The 16,715-nt window shown below is 40.1% G+C and carries 13 protein-coding genes; 9 read left to right on the plus strand and 4 right to left on the minus strand.

Annotated features, from left to right (window positions below; translation table 11 throughout):
• Positions 1-13 precede the first annotated feature (13 nt).
• The 4 genes from QUG14_RS21170 to QUG14_RS21185 all read left to right on the plus strand — a co-directional run bounded on the left by QUG14_RS21170 (position 14) and on the right by QUG14_RS21185 (position 5,155).
• Positions 14-1,048 carry a Gfo/Idh/MocA family protein gene (locus QUG14_RS21170; protein WP_289342395.1) on the plus strand — a complete coding sequence of 345 codons (1,035 nt, stop codon included), beginning with the start codon at positions 14-16 and terminating at the stop codon, positions 1,046-1,048.
• A complete protein-coding gene (locus QUG14_RS21175) occupies positions 1,045-3,267 on the plus strand; it encodes a glycoside hydrolase family 65 protein (protein WP_289342396.1) in 2,223 nt (740 codons plus the stop codon). Before QUG14_RS21170 ends, QUG14_RS21175 begins: the two co-directional genes overlap by 4 nt.
• Positions 3,268-3,278: 11 nt before the next feature.
• Positions 3,279-3,947: a beta-phosphoglucomutase gene (pgmB, locus tag QUG14_RS21180; RefSeq protein WP_289342397.1), complete on the plus strand. Its 669-nt coding sequence runs from the start codon at positions 3,279-3,281 to the stop codon at positions 3,945-3,947.
• Positions 3,948-4,018: 71 nt separating this feature from the next.
• Complete coding sequence (locus QUG14_RS21185) at positions 4,019-5,155, plus strand: glycerate kinase family protein (RefSeq protein WP_289342398.1); 1,137 nt, start codon at positions 4,019-4,021, stop codon at positions 5,153-5,155.
• A 201-nt stretch (positions 5,156-5,356) separates the two neighbouring features.
• Here the strand turns inward: QUG14_RS21185 and QUG14_RS21190 are convergent, their stop codons facing one another.
• The 3 genes from QUG14_RS21190 to QUG14_RS21200 all read right to left on the minus strand — a co-directional run bounded on the left by QUG14_RS21190 (position 5,357) and on the right by QUG14_RS21200 (position 8,361).
• Positions 5,357-5,629: a DUF2535 family protein gene (locus QUG14_RS21190; RefSeq protein WP_289342399.1), complete on the minus strand. Its 273-nt coding sequence runs from the start codon at positions 5,627-5,629 to the stop codon at positions 5,357-5,359.
• Between the two features lie 364 nt (positions 5,630-5,993).
• On the minus strand, positions 5,994-7,121 hold the full coding sequence (nspC, locus tag QUG14_RS21195) for a carboxynorspermidine decarboxylase (RefSeq protein ID WP_289342400.1): 1,128 nt from the start codon (positions 7,119-7,121) through the stop codon (positions 5,994-5,996).
• A gap of 1 nt (position 7,122) precedes the next feature.
• Complete coding sequence (locus QUG14_RS21200; protein ID WP_289342401.1) at positions 7,123-8,361, minus strand: saccharopine dehydrogenase family protein; 1,239 nt, start codon at positions 8,359-8,361, stop codon at positions 7,123-7,125.
• An 837-nt stretch (positions 8,362-9,198) separates the two neighbouring features.
• On the opposite strand from QUG14_RS21200, the gene QUG14_RS21205 reads away from it, so the two are divergent.
• Positions 9,199-12,045: a leucine-rich repeat domain-containing protein gene (locus QUG14_RS21205; protein WP_289342403.1), complete on the plus strand. Its 2,847-nt coding sequence runs from the start codon at positions 9,199-9,201 to the stop codon at positions 12,043-12,045.
• Between the two features lie 67 nt (positions 12,046-12,112).
• Here the strand turns inward: QUG14_RS21205 and QUG14_RS21210 are convergent, their stop codons facing one another.
• On the minus strand, positions 12,113-12,922 hold the full coding sequence (locus QUG14_RS21210; protein ID WP_289342404.1) for a LysM peptidoglycan-binding and 3D domain-containing protein: 810 nt from the start codon (positions 12,920-12,922) through the stop codon (positions 12,113-12,115).
• A gap of 421 nt (positions 12,923-13,343) precedes the next feature.
• Here QUG14_RS21210 and QUG14_RS21215 point away from each other — a divergent pair, with 421 nt between their 5' ends.
• From QUG14_RS21215 to QUG14_RS21230, 4 genes are all read left to right on the plus strand, one after another.
• Complete coding sequence (locus tag QUG14_RS21215; RefSeq protein WP_289342405.1) at positions 13,344-14,114, plus strand: transporter substrate-binding domain-containing protein; 771 nt, start codon at positions 13,344-13,346, stop codon at positions 14,112-14,114.
• Between the two features lie 61 nt (positions 14,115-14,175).
• On the plus strand, positions 14,176-14,820 hold the full coding sequence (locus tag QUG14_RS21220) for an amino acid ABC transporter permease (RefSeq protein WP_289342407.1): 645 nt from the start codon (positions 14,176-14,178) through the stop codon (positions 14,818-14,820).
• Positions 14,817-15,545 (plus strand): amino acid ABC transporter ATP-binding protein, encoded by a 729-nt coding sequence (locus QUG14_RS21225; protein WP_289342408.1) that lies wholly within the window; start codon positions 14,817-14,819, stop codon positions 15,543-15,545. Before QUG14_RS21220 ends, QUG14_RS21225 begins: the two co-directional genes overlap by 4 nt.
• A gap of 269 nt (positions 15,546-15,814) precedes the next feature.
• The gene (locus tag QUG14_RS21230; protein ID WP_289342409.1) at positions 15,815-16,693 is read left to right on the plus strand and encodes an ADP-ribosylglycohydrolase family protein; all 879 of its coding nucleotides are present in this window, start codon (positions 15,815-15,817) and stop codon (positions 16,691-16,693) included.
• The last annotated feature ends 22 nt before the right edge of the window (positions 16,694-16,715 follow it).

Raw genomic sequence — 16,715 nt, forward strand, 5'->3', positions numbered from 1 at the left:
GGAGGATACCGCATTGAAAAAGAAGGTTGCGATTATTGGAGCAGGACAAGTAGCAGAAAAAGTACATGTTGCCTACTTTCAAACAAGAGAAGAACTAGAAATTGTCGCAGTTGTTGGTCCAAATCCTGATAAGGTGAAAGAATTCGCTGAGAGAAATCATATTCCACGTTTTTATACGGACGCAGAAGAAATGTATGCAGCCGAGAATCCGGATATTGTTAGTATCTGTACCCCAAACCGGTTTCATTGTGAGAATGTCCTGCAGGCGATTGCCAATGGCTGCGATGTGATGTGTGAAAAACCACCAGCTATTTCTGCTGCTGAGGCTAAGGAAATGAAAGAAGCATCCGAACGCAACCACTGCCTGCTTGCATATGATTTCCATCACCGATTCGCAGAGGATGTCACCATTCTTCGTGAAAAAGTGAAGGAGGGTGTCCTTGGAAATGTCTATGTGACGAGAGCAAAGGCATTGAGGCGCTGCGGCATCCCAGGATGGGGAACCTTCACAAACAAGGAAGTACAGGGCGGCGGACCACTGATTGATTTGGGGGCACATATGCTTGACGCAGCATTATATGTGCTCGGATTCCCGAAAATTGAAAAAGTCACAGCAAAAATGTATCAAAAGATTGGAACAATAAAATCAAAAGGTACCCTCGGAGAATGGGATCCGGCTAAATTTGATGTCGAGGATTCACTGTTCGGATTCATTGAGCTTGAAGGCGGCCGCTTGTTACAAATCGAAACATCCTTTGCCTTGAACATTAAAGAAGACTCTGTCATGAACGTTGAGTTCTTTGGTACACAAGCTGGTGCGACACTCTTTCCTGCCCAAATTTATACAGATGAAGGCGGCGAGCTTGTTTCGCTTTTGAATAGAGAAACCGCAGACCTTGATCGACATACTAAAAGCATGGGAGCATTTGTCGATAGGTGCTTAGGTAAGGATGTTATGGTGGCAGATGGAAAGCAAGGATACATCATCCAACAATTGATCGAGGCATTATACCAATCTGCTGAAAAAGGTGAAAGTGTATCGTTATGAAAACTAAACAAGTAATTTACGATAATAATTTTGATTTGCACTCTCTTAATAAATTTTCGAGTGTTATGGCTTTAGGAAATGGCTATTTAGGTGTCCGAGCCGCCCATGAGGAGGACTATACCGGTCAAATTCGCGGGATGTATGTGGCAGGTGTCTATAATAAAGCAACTGCCAATGAAACGTCTGATCTCGTAAATTTACCTGATATTGCCGGTATGCTGATTGAGATTGATGGAAAGAATTTTTCAATGCTTGAAGGTGAAGTGTTTTCTTATGAACGAGGTTTATCGCTTGAGTCTGGTGAGTTAAGGCGGGAGTTCATCTGGAAACACAAAACGGGAACCCGCTTTAAGTTTGTTTTTCAGCGTTTTGCTGCCAAGGACAATTTACATTTGCTTGCCTCCAAGGTTACGGTTACTAGTTTGGACAAACCCGCGAGAATCAAGATTATCACAGGAATCAATGCCCAGCAGACAAACTTCGGCAGACAACATTTAATAGAAGAAAGTGTCATGGTGTTTAATGAAGAAATCCTTCAAGGAATCTATCAAACAACTGAAACAGGAATCAAGATTGCAATAGCAGCAAGCATTATGGCTCAAGAGACAAGTGAAATTTCTTTTTATGCAAAAAATCGCCAGTTGAATGCAGCAATTGTTGGGGAGCTTGTAAAAGATGAGCCGTTTGTATTTGAAAAAATCGGAACCGTTTACACTTCGCTCGAGAGTATGAATCCTGAAAGTGATGGTTTAAAAGATCTTAAATCTAACAGTTTACTAGGGTATGATGCTCTGCTTGAAAGATCGGCCTCTAAATGGCAGAAGTTTTGGCAGCAGAAGGGTATCGAAATCCAATCTACAGATGAATTCGACCAGACCGCAATAGATTTTGCTCTTTATCATATGGAGATCATGACCCCAGCTCATGACGAGCGTTTCAGTGTTGGAGCAAAAGGGCTAACAGGTGAAGGGTATAAAGGACATGTCTTCTGGGATACCGAAATCTTTATTGCTCCTTTTCATTTGTTCACACAGCCTGAAACGGCGAAAAAGCTTTTGCGTTACCGTTACCTCCACTTGCAACAGGCGCAAGAAAAGGCGTCCGAAAATGGATTTGAAGGTGCGTTATTCCCATGGGAAAGTGCTTTTTCTGGAAAAGAGGAAACACCCGAGTTTGCAGCGATAAACATCCGGACTGGAACCCGGCAAAAGGTAGCCTCTGCACTAAGTGAGCATCATATCGTTGCGGATATTGCCTTTGCAGTTGTCCAGTATTTCCAAAACACACTGGATGAAGAGTTCATGAAAAATGAAGGCCTTGCATTGCTTAAAGAAACGGCACGGTTTTGGATTAGCCGTACAGTAGAAGAAGGTAACAAGCTTTCCATCAAAGATGTAATTGGGCCGGATGAATATACAGAGCACATTGACAACAATGCATATACAAATTACATGGCGTACTACAATGTAGAACAAGCCCTTTATTTTATGGATCAATTCCAAGATGCTGATGAACAGTTTATCAGCAGAGGAAAGGACTTTTTGAACCGATTGTATCTTCCGAACCCTAATGAAAACAAGATCATTCCGCAGGATGATACCTTTTTAACGAAACCTGAAATTGACTTGACCCATTATAAACAAACGCAGGGAAGTCAGGCAATATTGTTGGATTATTCGCGTTCTGAAGTCAATGAAATGCAGATTCTGAAACAAGCAGATACCGTCATGCTGTTGTATCTGTTCCCAGATTTGTTTCCAAAAGAGGTTGTTATGAAAAACCTCCATTATTACGAAGAACATACCATTCATGACTCTTCGCTAAGCAAAGCGATCCACGCGATAGTTGCAGCGCGCTGCGGGGATGATGAAGTTGCCTATCGTTTCTTTAAGGAAGCATGCTTAATTGATTTAGGGCCAAATCCACATTCCTCTGATGAAGGAATACATGCCGCTTCTTTAGGGGCTATTTGGCTGACTGCTATGTTTGGCTTTGCAAATATGTCACAAGCTGCGGGTCGTCTTACTTTTAACCCTAAGTTACCACAAAACTGGTCAGAACTGGCCTTTCCACTTACGTATCAGGGGCGGAAACTTACGATCAAGCTGACTCACGAACGTATCGAGATTGTGAAGCTTGCAGGGGTGGATTTAGAAATTGAGATTAACGGTCATGAATATCATTTGAGTGACCGAGTTGAAGTTGAAATTAAGAATTAGGGGGTTGGGATATGGAAAAAAAACATATAGAAGCAGTTGTTTTTGACCTGGATGGAGTGATTACCGATACGGCACATTTTCATTTCCTTGCTTGGAAACAGTTGGCAGAAGAAGTGGGAATCACAATTGATGAAGTATTTAATGAGAGGCTGAAAGGAATCAGCCGAATGGATTCCCTTGAGTTAATTTTAATAGAGGGAAATCGACAGAATGATTTTACCTTAGCTGAAAAAGAAGAAATGGCGACGAAAAAGAACCTGCACTACTGTGAGTTCTTAAAAGAATTGACACCAGAAGCTGTTTTGCCGGGGATCCTACAATTACTTGCTGCCATTAAAGCGGAGGGAATTTCCATCGGACTTGCTTCCGTATCAAAAAATGCAGCGACGGTCTTAAAGGCGCTCCAGTTAGAATCATCTTTTGATTACTGTGCGGATGCGGCTAAAATTAGCAAATCGAAGCCAGATCCAGAGATTTTCCTCACAGCCTGCAAAGGACTAGGGGCTAATCCAGCCAATTCAATTGGCATTGAAGATGCCCAAGCGGGGATTGAGGCCATAAAAGCAAGCGGCATGTTTGCGGTTGGTGTCGGCAATTATCTGAAAGGTACGGACTTCAAGGTTGAAGCCACATCTCAACTTGATTGGGAGATAATAAAAGAACAATATTTCGCTAGATAATAATTTTAATAAGCCTGTAGACAAATGTTTACAGGTTATTTTTTTAGGGAAAATGGGGGGGGAGCAGGCAGTTGAATATTTTAGTTGCAATGGATTCCTTAAAGGGAAGCTTGTCATCGTTCGAAGCGAATAAGGCCATCGCTGAAGGATTTTCAGCGGTTAGTTCGGATTTTAATATTGTGACCGTGCCGATTGCAGATGGAGGCGAGGGTACGGTAGAGGCGCTAGTCCATGCAACAAATGGACATTTTATTGAAAAGGTAGTCACAGGACCCTTAGGGCACCCGGTGAATGCACGATTCGGAATATTAGGAGACAAGACGACTGCCGTTATCGAGATTGCAGAAGCGTGTGGATTACCGTTATTATCTGTTGAACAGCGTAATCCTCTGTATACTACTTCCTTTGGTGTCGGGGAACTTATTTTAGATGCGGCAGAAAAGGGTTGCCATGATATTATTATCGGTCTTGGCGGCAGTGCTACCAATGATGCAGGAGTTGGAATGCTTCAGGCATTAGGGTATCAATTTTTCAATCAGGAGGGTGACCTTATTGGATTTGGCGGGGTTGAGCTTAAGAAGATTGCAAGGATTGATGGGAGCGCTGTTCCCAATCAGGTGAAAGACTTGAAGTTTCGTGTTGCTTGTGATGTAAATAACCCGCTATATGGTTTGAATGGTGCGGCTTATATTTATGGTCCACAAAAAGGAGCAACACCAGAAATCGTAAAGGCATTAGATGAAGGTCTTACAAACTTTGCTGCTATGGTGTTGGAACAGATTGGTAAGGATCTGCAGGATATTTCAGGAGCAGGTGCAGCTGGTGGATTGGGAGCAGCTTTTGCTGGATTCTTAGATGCTGAACTGGAATCTGGTGTACAGTTGATACTTGATTATGCGCGCCTGGAGGAAAAGCTTCAGGGAGTGAACCTTACGATTACGGGCGAGGGGAAGCTGGATGGTCAAACCTCAATGGGGAAAGCCCCTGCCGGAATTGCTCAACTTTCAAAAAAAAGTGGAATCCCCGTGATTGCACTTGCAGGAGATATTACAGAAGGGAATCCTTCCTTGCATGAGTCAGGGATATCTTCGTTCTTTACCATCGTAAGTGGGCCTGTTGATTTAGAAACAGCCATGGATCTAGAAGTAACCCGGTTAAATTTAAAAAGAACTGCTGAGCAGATAGGCAGGCTTTTGAAGATGGTTTAGTTTTGGTTTTTTTAGTCTAGTTCTATGGAGTGACCCAAATGAAAAATGAGCAGGAGTTTTGGGGAGTTGCAAAGACTTTGGAGTGAGGGCGGTTACGCAACGTTCCAAAAGGGTCCGATTCCACGATGAGTTTAGATCGTGGAATCAAACCCTTTTTTTGTACATCTAGTTGATAGTAAGTAATGAGAATAACTCGAACGGTTAAGCGTTATTTTTATAATCTAGTATATTATATAATTCCTTAAATTCAGCCCAGTTCATTTTTCGTTTCAAATGTTCGCGGAAAGAATGGCTGCTTTTTTCTTGAGGTTTATGATAGAGCGATGAAATATAGCTTTGTAATCGAACATCTACCATAAAATAGTAGCGACTGTTCTTTTCTATAATAGGAATATCTGTCACTTTGATCTTTTGTCCAACTTCGTTTTTAAACTCAAGGCTCTTACATACCAAAATATCATCTTCTTTTTCCAATTTCTTTCTATTATACCTCATTAGTAGACTAAAGTGTCAAAATGTTTTTACTATTCAGTGACAAAATTTTTAGAAAGGCTGTGTTAAATTTGTCTGTTGATTTGCGCTCCACTAAGGAAAACTTCTTAGAATAATCTCCGCAGTGACAGGCGTTCTTTGCCTGTCACGAGGCACTTCGCTTTCCGCAGGCGTTGCGGCGAGCCTCCTCGGCGCAAGCGCCTGTGGGGTCTCACCTGCACCGTACTCCTGCAGGAGTCTTCGTGCCTTCCGCGCAAATCAACAGGTGCAGAAATCAACATTTACTTTTAACACAGCCGTTAGAAAAAAACCAGACTCATAAACAGAATCTGGTTTTAATTACGCATTAAGCTAATCTTACTTTAAAATCTTGGTAGCCAAATTCCCGGACAATCCGACAGTCTCCGTCTTTATCCTGAACAGCAATCGCTGGTAATGGCATACCGTTGAAGGTATTGGTCTTTACCATCGAATAGATGGCCATATCTCCAAACACTAAACGATCACCGCTCTTTAATGGCTGATCAAAAGAATAATCGCCGATTACATCGCCTGTAAGACAGGTTTGTCCACCAAGACGATAGGTAAATGGCTTTTCGCCAACTTCTCCTGACCCAAACAGTGGAGGACGATAAGGCATTTCCAATACGTCAGGCATATGACAAGTTGCAGACGTATCAAGAATGGCAAGCTCGATTCCATTACGATGTAAATCAAGAACTGAAGTGATCAAATAACCTGTATTCAGCGCAATAGCCTCACCTGGTTCAAGATATACTTCTAATCCGTACTTTTCCTGCATCTTTCTAATACATTTCTCTAGGCGAGGAATATCGTAATCTTCTCTTGTAATATGGTGGCCGCCGCCAAAGTTAATCCATTCCATTTGCGGGAGCCATTGTCCAAACTTTTCTTCCACTGCATTAAGAGTGGTTTCTAAATCGTCAGAGTTTTGCTGACAAAGGGTATGGAAGTGCAATCCTGAAACACCTTCAAGCAAATCAGAACGGAAATCTTCTTGTTTTACCCCAAATCTAGAACCTATTGAACAGGGGTCATAGATTTCATGACCAATCTGAGTTGAGCATTCAGGATTAATGCGCAAGCCGACTTTCCTGCCTGCTGCAAAGGCTTTATCTTTAAACTTTTCCAACTGTGAGAAGGAGTTAAAGATAATATGATCACAAATCGAGATAATTTCATCGATTTCATCTTCGCGATAAGCAGGGGCGAAGACATGATTCTCTTTGCCCATTTCCTCGTGTCCAAGACGTGCCTCAAATAAGCCGCTTGCTGTTGTACCGCTTAAATACTTTCCAATGAGGGGATACATGGTTGTCATAGAAAATGCTTTTTGTGCTAAAACAATTTTAGCTCCTGTACGTTCCATGACGCCGTTCAGGATTTTTAGGTTCTTTTCTAGAAGATCCTCATCTACTACATAACAAGGTGTTGGTAATTCTTCGAACCTCATCTTATCGAACAAGCTCCAACTCTTTTTCTTTCACTGGCTCATCAACAAGCACAGGATTAAAGTCTTCTACCCATGGAAGTCCCCATTTGTTTAACTCTTCCATGAATGGATCTGGATCAAACTCTTCGATATTGAATACGCCTGGCTTATTCCACTTTCCAGTCATCACCATTGCTGCACCGATCATCGCAGGAACACCTGTTGTATAAGAGATTGCTTGAGAACCAACTTCTCGGTAGCACTCTTGGTGGTCACAAACGTTGTAAACATAATACGTTACCGGTTTTCCGTCTTTTTTCCCTTGGAAGATACAACCGATATTTGTTTTTCCAACTGTACGTGGTCCAAGAGAAGCAGGATCTGGTAAAACAGCTTTCAAGAACTGAAGCGGAATGATTTGTTTTCCTTCGAATTCGATTGGTTCGATAGATGTCATTCCAACGTTTTCAAGGGCTTTTAAGTGAGTAATATAGCTTTGTCCAAATGTCATAAAGAAACGAATACGCTTAAGTCCAGGCATGTTTTTCGCAAGAGATTCAAGCTCTTCATGGTATAGCAAGTACATATCCTTTTCGCCAACTTCAGCGAAGTTATAAACGCGCTTGATTTCCATTGGATCCGTCTCGATCCATTCGCCATTTTCCCAATATCGGCCGTTAGCAGACACTTCACGGATATTGATTTCAGGATTGAAATTTGTTGCAAACGGATAGCCGTGGTCTCCGCCGTTGCAGTCAAGAATGTCGATATATTCAATTTCATCGAAGTAATGCTTTAGTGCGTAAGCAGAGAATACTCCAGTTACTCCTGGGTCAAAACCGCTGCCTAAAAGTGCTGTAATGCCAGCTTCTTCAAAGCGCTCTTTGTAGTCCCACTGCCATTTGTATTCAAATTTAGCTGTATCTTCTGGCTCATAGTTCGCTGTGTCCATGTAGTGTGTTTTCGTCGCAAGACAAGCATCCATGATGGTTAAGTCTTGATATGGCAGTGCTAAGTTCATCACGATATCTGGTTTTACTTCATTGATTAAGGCAATTAACTCCTCTACATTGTCTGCATCTACTTGAGCTGTCGTAATTTTTGTTTTGCTTGTACCGTCTAATTTTGCTTTTAATTCATCACATTTTGATTTTGTACGACTTGCGATACAAATCTCTTCAAATACCTCACTGTTTTGAACACATTTATGAATTGCCACTGAAGCCACGCCGCCGGCGCCAATGATAAGTGCTTTTCCCATTCTCTTATCTCCTATCACATCAATTTTTTTTGGCTGTGTTAAAGGATACTGATGATTTTAGAACCTGTTGATTGGAGCGGAAGGCGCTTGACTCCTGCGGGATGAACGAGCACCGTGAGACCCCACAGGTCGGAACGACCGAGGAGGCTCACGGGCGAGCCCGCGGAAAGCATAGCGCCAGGAGCGCAAATCAACAGCCTAGTCTAACACAGCCTTTTAAACAACTAAAAAAGCAAGTGCATAGCGCAAATAAAGGCGCACATCACTTGCTTTCGATATTAATCAATATTAAGTAAGCATACGTATACCTAACAAAAGAGTATACATCTAGCATAAAAGTCCTAAGACAATATGGAAGAGCTCTATAATATTCAAAATATATCAAATTAGGTTCAGAGTCTATATAGCAAATAATTACTTTTACCACTCTTATTGACCGTTTCACAAGTTTTGTGCATATGCATGCACTGGTTGTAAAGTAACCAACTTATAAAATTTGAGCTTTTAACTCAATCAATAAGGCAACTAAAGTTGCCAATCGGCATTTGACCCGGCTGTCCGTATGGCCTTAACTCCCTTTAAGGAAGTGGTCAAAATTATCTGCTTGGAAAAACTCGGATATATATTGAATATAAGCTTTCCAATCCATAACGCTATTTTATATTATCAGAATATAAAAATAGTAGCAATAGAAAATTTGATATTATTTTTTTGCTCTACATGTACTATTTAGGAAATCGGAATATGTAAAATTATAGAAGAATTTTATATCAAAATGCTCATTGGACAGGTATAATTTATTTTAGTAGAAAACTATTATTTTAAGGAGGAAGAAGTTTGTCTAATCGAAAATGGACGAATCTTTCCATCGTTCTCGTATTACTATTCTCTTTGTTTAGCCCGTTTGCTAGTTTGAAGACTTATGCTGCGGCAGGGTTACATTTACTAGACGTAACAGAGAAAAGTGAGTCCACTGTGCTTGTTTGGGAAGTGGTGAACGACCAGGAAGAAGAGCTAACAAACTACCAATTAATAAAAAATGGTGAAGTGCTAGATATTGAACCGGTTCTATTAAATGAATCGACGGAAGATCAGGTCAAAAGGTATTCCTATGAAGATCAAAAGGTTGAAAAGAATACATTCTATAAATATGAAATCGCTGCTTACCTATCAACAGGGGAAAAAATAGTAAGTGCACCACTGGAACATACTTTTGCTGGACCAGTAGAAGATAACCAAATTACTTTGGTTGAGAATCCTGAGGAAGAGATCGTTACGACAACGATTAAAGTGGTGACAGATCAAGGTACTATTCCTTTTGAGTTTGATTTTTTCATTGAGGGCGCTGAGGTTAGTTATTATGGTTTTTTGGATGAGGAAGGCTTTTTTATCGACTCCGAGTCTAGTTCTCGCGACATAGAACTTCCTATTGGAACGTACACTTTGAATACATACAACTACTCTACCGAAGAAGAAATTAGCGCGGAGTTCACGGTCGAGAGTGGAAAAGACTATGTAACAAACCCAATTGAAATGGTATTACCTGATGAAAAACTTATATTGAAAAAGATTATTAAGGTTGAAGGGAAGACGGACCAATCGATTTCTATTAACTGGGATGGATACTTTGATCCCAAAGAAATAGAAAAATATCGTGTTTACTTAAATGACCAGTTGGTGGAAGAAATCACAGATCCATTTACGACATCTTATACGTATTCCGGTTTATTGCCTGCAACTTCGTATCAGGTAAAAGTAGACTATGTCTACAAAGATGGAACCATGGAGACCGTAAGTGCGGATGTCATGACATCACCACTTCCAGTAGGCGAAGAAGTTGTTTTTGCAGATGACAATCTAAAAAATGCAATCAAAAATCAGTTGAAAATCTATCATCGTGATCTTTACACAGATGATATGGGAAATTTGACTTATCTAGATGCAAGCTTTTCAGACATTAGTGATTTATCTGGCCTTGAGTTAGCGGTCAATCTTGCTGACCTGTTGCTTTATGGCAACCAAATTAAAGATCTCTCACCGCTTGCGAACCTGACGAATCTAGTGTCACTAGATTTAGATGAGAATTTAATAACAAGTCTTGAGGATTTATCCCAGTTAAAAAGTCTTGAGACATTGTTAGTGGCTTTTAACCAAATTGAAGATATTTCTGTTCTTAATGAACTTCCGAATCTTACCTATGTAGCGTTACATGGTAACGAAGGTCTTGATTTTTCAAAAGGTTCCGAAGATGTTGAAGAGCTAAAAAGCCTTATCACGAAGGGTGTTACGGTTGAATGGCAGTTAGAAAGTAACGAAATTCTTATTCAAGAGGCTTCAGAAACTTCGATTGGAATAGAATTTAGTTTTCCTGGTGTTACTGATTTCGTGAGCACGTATAATCTTTACCTAAATGGTGAATTAGTTGCAGAAATTCCTGTTGATGAGAGTTCTTATGTGTTTACAAATCTTGAGCCATTAACAGAATATGAGATTTCAATTGATGCAGTCGATGAAGATGGTTTCATTTGGGGCAGTGCCTATACCTATGTGCAAACAACACCTGTACCAGAGGGTGAGCTGGTTTCGTTAAAAGACCCTGCTCTAAAAGAAGCCGTACGTGATGCATTGCATATTTACTCACGCGATTTATATGAGAGTGATATGGCGTTACTAACAAGCTTAGATGCTAGTGCTCGAGGCATTGAGGAACTCGAAGGATTAGAGTTAGCTGTTAATCTTAGTGAGTTGCTATTGGATTCTAACGATATTCGCAATCTTGAGCCAATCGCTGGCCTCACGAATTTAGTTCAATTATCGATGAGCAAAAATAATCTTACAGACATTTCAGCGTTGGGTTCTCTAACAAATCTTGAGCTTTTAATGCTGGATAACAATGAAATAAACGATATCAGTATTCTATCTCATATTCCAAATCTAATGATGTTATCTTTACAAGGGAATAAAATAAAAGATATTTCTGCGTTAGCGGGAATGAATATTGAATTCCTTAACGTCGGCTTTAACGAAATTGAAGATATTTCAAGCTTACTAGAATTAGAGAATTTACAATACGTTATACTCATGAAGAATTCATTGGATTTAAGTGAAGGTTCCGACGACCTTTCCGTTATCCGGACACTTGAAGACAAAGGGATCTTGGTCATGTATGAATATCTCGATATTTCAGTCGACCAAGTAACACAGAATTCTATTGAGATTAGTTGGTCACCCGTTACGCAAGATGGTTACGAGGATTTCCTTTACTATATTGTGGTGGATGGGGAGGAAGTAGCACTAGATTTAGATGCTTCATCTTATACCTTAACGGACCTTCAGAGTAATACCGAGTACAGCATTGAAGTTGTTGGAATCAGTAATGACTTTGAACGCTTGATTTATGGAACGACCGTTGTCACAACATCTGCCGAAGAAGAGAATCCCGGAGATGGAAGTGATGAACCAGGTGAAGATACTGGTGGAGAAGGAGAAGGTGAGACTCCAGCCGCTCCAGGAAATAACCCAGGAAACGGAACCGAAAATAGTCCAACTCCAGAAAACAACGCAGAGAAAGAACCAGGAACCCTGCCAAACACAGCTAGCAATATGTACAATATCCTTCTTTTGGGTGTGCTATTGATTGTTGTTGGTGCCTGTCACCGCTATATCGGTAGAAGAACAAATTAAGGTGCTCTAGGATTAAAGGAAAAATATACTAAAAAAACTCGTCTAGAGTTAGACGAGTTTTTTTATATTAGTTTAAGATTGTTACTTTCAATTGTTTTCTTCCGAAATTGATGGCGTCTTGTTTTGAAGGAATGAAAACATCAATTTTATTTCCTTTAATGGCTCCGCCAGTGTCTCCGGCGATAGCTTCACCATAACCTTCTACATAAACTCTACTGCCAAGGGGTATAACAGATGGGTCAACGGAGATGACCTTTTGATTTGGATTTTCTATTAGGTTAATTCCTGTTGCAGTAATACCAGAGCAACCTTCACACGAAGCCGTATAGGCTGTTGCTTCTACGATAATTTCCTTTGAACTAGATGCTGGTGCTGCTGGTGCAGCAGGTGCTGGTGTTGTCGCTTCTACTGCAGGTGCGCTTTCAGTTGGTGCTGCCGCTTCAACTGAAGGTGCACTTTCCTTTTGTGTTGATTCTTCAGGCTGTACTGGGTTATCTGTTAAAGCAATCGTCGTATCTTTTAAACCTTCAAAGATTAATAGATTTAATCCTGGATGGATGAGATCGCTATGTAGTTGGTTCCACTCTTTAATTTGAGAAACGGTTACCTGGTGATCAATGGCAATGTCCCATAGTGTGTCGCCTTTTATAACAGAATAACGTTTTTCAGGGGCAACAGTTAGTATATCTCCAGGGTGAATAAGATCTGTGGTAAGATTATTTAACTTTTGGATATTTTCTACAGATGTGTTATTTGCACGCGATAGAGCCCAAAGGGTGTCTCCTTTTTGTACTGTAATCGATGCAGCTTGAACATTAGCACTTACAGTTACTGAGAGTACAGCAACTGCTAAAATTGATACCATTTTCTTAAGCATTCTTTTACCCTCCATGTTCTTTGATTGCTAATTTTTATTTATCGTAACATAGAAAATTCTGAGAAAAAGAACAGGGAGGTGTTAATTCGTTTACATAAGTGGCATTTATATTGCGATAATATTTCTGAAATAAAGCTGTAATCAGAAATCAAAGAAGTTTTTTATACTGTAATAAATGGTCACAATTTTTGGAGGTACCTTTTTTCAATATAATAAAATAGGATAACATTTTTTTTGGCATACATTTCAATTTTATGGATTTTATTCCTGTGTTAACAGAAGAATGGTAGTCTATTTACCTTCTAGTTTATTATATTTAAAGAATTTCCACTATTACATCTATTTAGATTTATGTTATATTATAAAAGGAATTATTATTACTATGATAATAGTAATAACTAAAAAATGGGGAGTGAATGTAATGAAGAAATTTGGACTGATTACTTTATTTTTGGTTCTTACTCTATTTATTGCTGCATGTGGGACCGATAAAACAGCAAGTGAAAGTGGTAAAAGTGAAAAAGTATATAAAGTCGGTGTAGATACAACTTATCCTCCGTTTGAATTTAAAGAAGGAGACGAGTATAAGGGTATCGATATCGAATTAATCAATGCGATTGCGAAAAATCAAGGATTTGAAATCGAACTTTCTCCAATGGATTTTGGCGGTATTATCCCAGCTATGCAGGCTAACCAGCTTGACGTGGCTATTGCTGGAATGAGTATTACTGATGATAGAAAAAAGATTGTAGATTTCTCAACACCTTATTTTGACGCTGGATTAATCGTCGTTGTTAAAGAAGATAATTCAACGATTAAATCCGTTGATGACCTTAAAGGGAAAAAGGTTGCCGTTAAAAAAGGAACAACTGGTGCGAAATATGCAGTAGATAATGCTGACAAACTAGGAATTGAAGTTGTTCAATTTAACGATAGTCCTGCGATGTTCCAGGAAGTATCTAATGGAAATGCAGATGCACTAATTGAAGATTACCCTGTTATCTCTTATGCTATTGCCCAGAAGGATCTTGGATTGAAACTTGTGGGAGATCGTTTAAATGGAGATCAATACGGAATTGCTGTATTGAAAGGTGAAAATAAGGAGTTATTAGAAAAAATTAATAATGGACTTGCTGAGCTTAAAAAAGATGGAACGTATGATAAAATTTTAAAAACATATCTTGGTGAATAAAATAATAAGATAAGGCGTGCTTAAAGCTAGCGCGCCTTCTTTTTGAAAGGGGATGAATAGGGTGGATATTATTGTTTCAGCTTTGCCTATGTTATTAAAGGGGCTTCAAGTGACACTTTATATCTTTTTGATTGCTATACTGCTTGGATTTTTAATAGGTTTAGTGATTGCCTTGCTGCGACTTGCACCTCTTAAGATTTTAAACTGGATCGCAAAGGCTTATGTAGACGCAATTCGAGGAACACCATTTATTGTGCAATTGTTCTTTATCTATTTTGGTATAAATTCACTCCAGGTCATTTCCTTAAACAGTACGACAGCCGGAATTATTACGGTTGCGATCAATGCAGGGGCCTATTTTGCTGAAATTATAAGAGCGGGTATTCAATCTATTGATAAGGGGCAAACGGAAGCGGCAAGATCGATTGGTTTTACTAGTGCACAAACGATGCGCTATATCGTACTTCCACAGGCTTTTAGAAGAATGCTCCCAACCATTACGAACCAATCGATCATTAGCTTAAAAGATACTTCGCTTTTATCGGTTATTGGTATAGCCGATTTAACTCAGCAAGGACAGATTCAAGCTTCAGCAACATTCGAAGCTTTTAAGATTTGGCTGGCTGTAGGTATTATTTACTTTATCATCATTTATTTGTTAACACTTCTTGCTAATTTCGTAGAAAGGAGGTTTCAACTTCGATGAGCATGATCACGGTAAAAAACTTGAGAAAATCATTTGGCAACCTAGAGGTTTTAAAAGATATTAATGCAGAAGTGAAAGAAAAAGAGGTCGTTTGTGTAATTGGCCCTTCCGGTTCCGGAAAGAGTACATTCCTACGGTGTCTAAATCGGTTGGAAGAAATTTCGGGTGGTCAGGTAGTCATAAATGGACATGATATAACGGACAAAAAGATCAATCTTAACAAAGTAAGACAAGAGGTTGGAATGGTATTTCAACAATTTAATCTATTTCCTCATAAAACCGTTTTAGAAAACATCACTTTGGGACCTATTAAGATTCATTCTACTGAGAAAACAGAAGCGGAAAAACTAGCGCTTGATTTACTAGATAAAGTAGGACTTAGAGAAAAAGCAAATAGTTATCCGGGAGAACTGTCCGGTGGACAAAAGCAACGAGTTGCGATTGCAAGGGCTCTAGCCATGAATCCCAAGATTATGCTTTTTGACGAACCGACTTCTGCGCTTGATCCTGAAATGGTCGGTGATGTTTTAGAAGTCATGAAACAGCTTGCGGTAGAGGGGATGACAATGGTCGTTGTTACCCATGAAATGGGCTTTGCGAGGGAAGTTGGTGACCGTGTTATTTTCATGGACGGCGGTTATATTGTGGAAGAAAATGAACCGAATGCGTTATTCGGCAACCCTCAGCATGAACGGACCAAGGCATTCTTAAGTAAGGTGCTTTAGGTTCCTGACATTCGTAGGGTGCCTGGGCACCAGATGTAGTTATAAAAAGGATTGGGTTTCTCGCTCCTCACGGTGCAAGTGGCCCAATCCTTTTTTATCGTATACTAATCGGGGGATTTACTCATGAAGGCTATCCTCTTTTTAGAACGAGGAATTTTTTCTGTGGTACCACGTGGAGGTGCAACTCATTTTTATCGCACCAAATTATGTCGTTGATATTTGATACAATATACCTATCGGTAAAATAAAATCAAATGGGAGTGTTGTTCATGCTTGATAGAATGAAGGGCGGTTTGATTGGATTTGCGATTGGGGATGCCATGGGCGTAGCGACGGAGTTCATGAGTCCAGAGGAAATAAAAGCGAAATATGGTGTGGTAACGGAAATTTTAGGTGGCGGTGTGTTCGGCTTTGAACGAGGGGAGACATCGGATGATACGGCGATGACAGTGGCAGTGGCAAATGGAATTCTAGCTAATTCCCACGATCCCATTGCAGAAATTGGGGAACAATTTTTAAAATGGAGAGATACTCGTCCGAAGGATATTGGGATTACGATTTCTTCCACGTTTCGCAACTATAAGGGAGATTGGGTCAAGGCTGCAGAAGTCACGCATGGCCAGTTGGGGCAAAGCGGCGGAAATGGTACGCTGATGAGATGCTTGCCAATTGCCTTCGCTTATTCTGATATCGAAAAAATGGATGAAGTGTCCATTCGCCAATCGAAAATGACACATTTCGAGGACTCCGCTTCTGAAGCATGTGTCATCTATAATCGGATCGCGAACAGACTTCTTCATGGTGATGAGTTGAGGGAGGCTATCACTGCAGAAATTAAAGGCACCCGATATGATATCGATTATAGCAGAGAACCGGATTGCCCGCCGAGCGGCTATGTGGTTCATTCACTTAAATGGGTATTCTATTGGCTGCTAAATCGTAATTCCTTTGAGGACGTTATCATTGGTGCTGTCAATATGGGCAATGACAGCGACACGATTGCCGCGATTACAGGAGGGCTCAAAGGGATTGAAGTAGGATACCGAAGCCTGCCTGATATACATTCCGATCGGTTGCTTAACAAAAGGGCTCTTAAAGAACTAGCGGAATTACTTTATGAATTAAGGGATAAAGACACAACACTATAAGAGCGATGAGCTGGAAGACTGA

The organism is Neobacillus sp. CF12 (assembly GCF_030348765.1).
Taxonomy (GTDB): Bacteria; Bacillota; Bacilli; order Bacillales; family Cytobacillaceae; genus Neobacillus.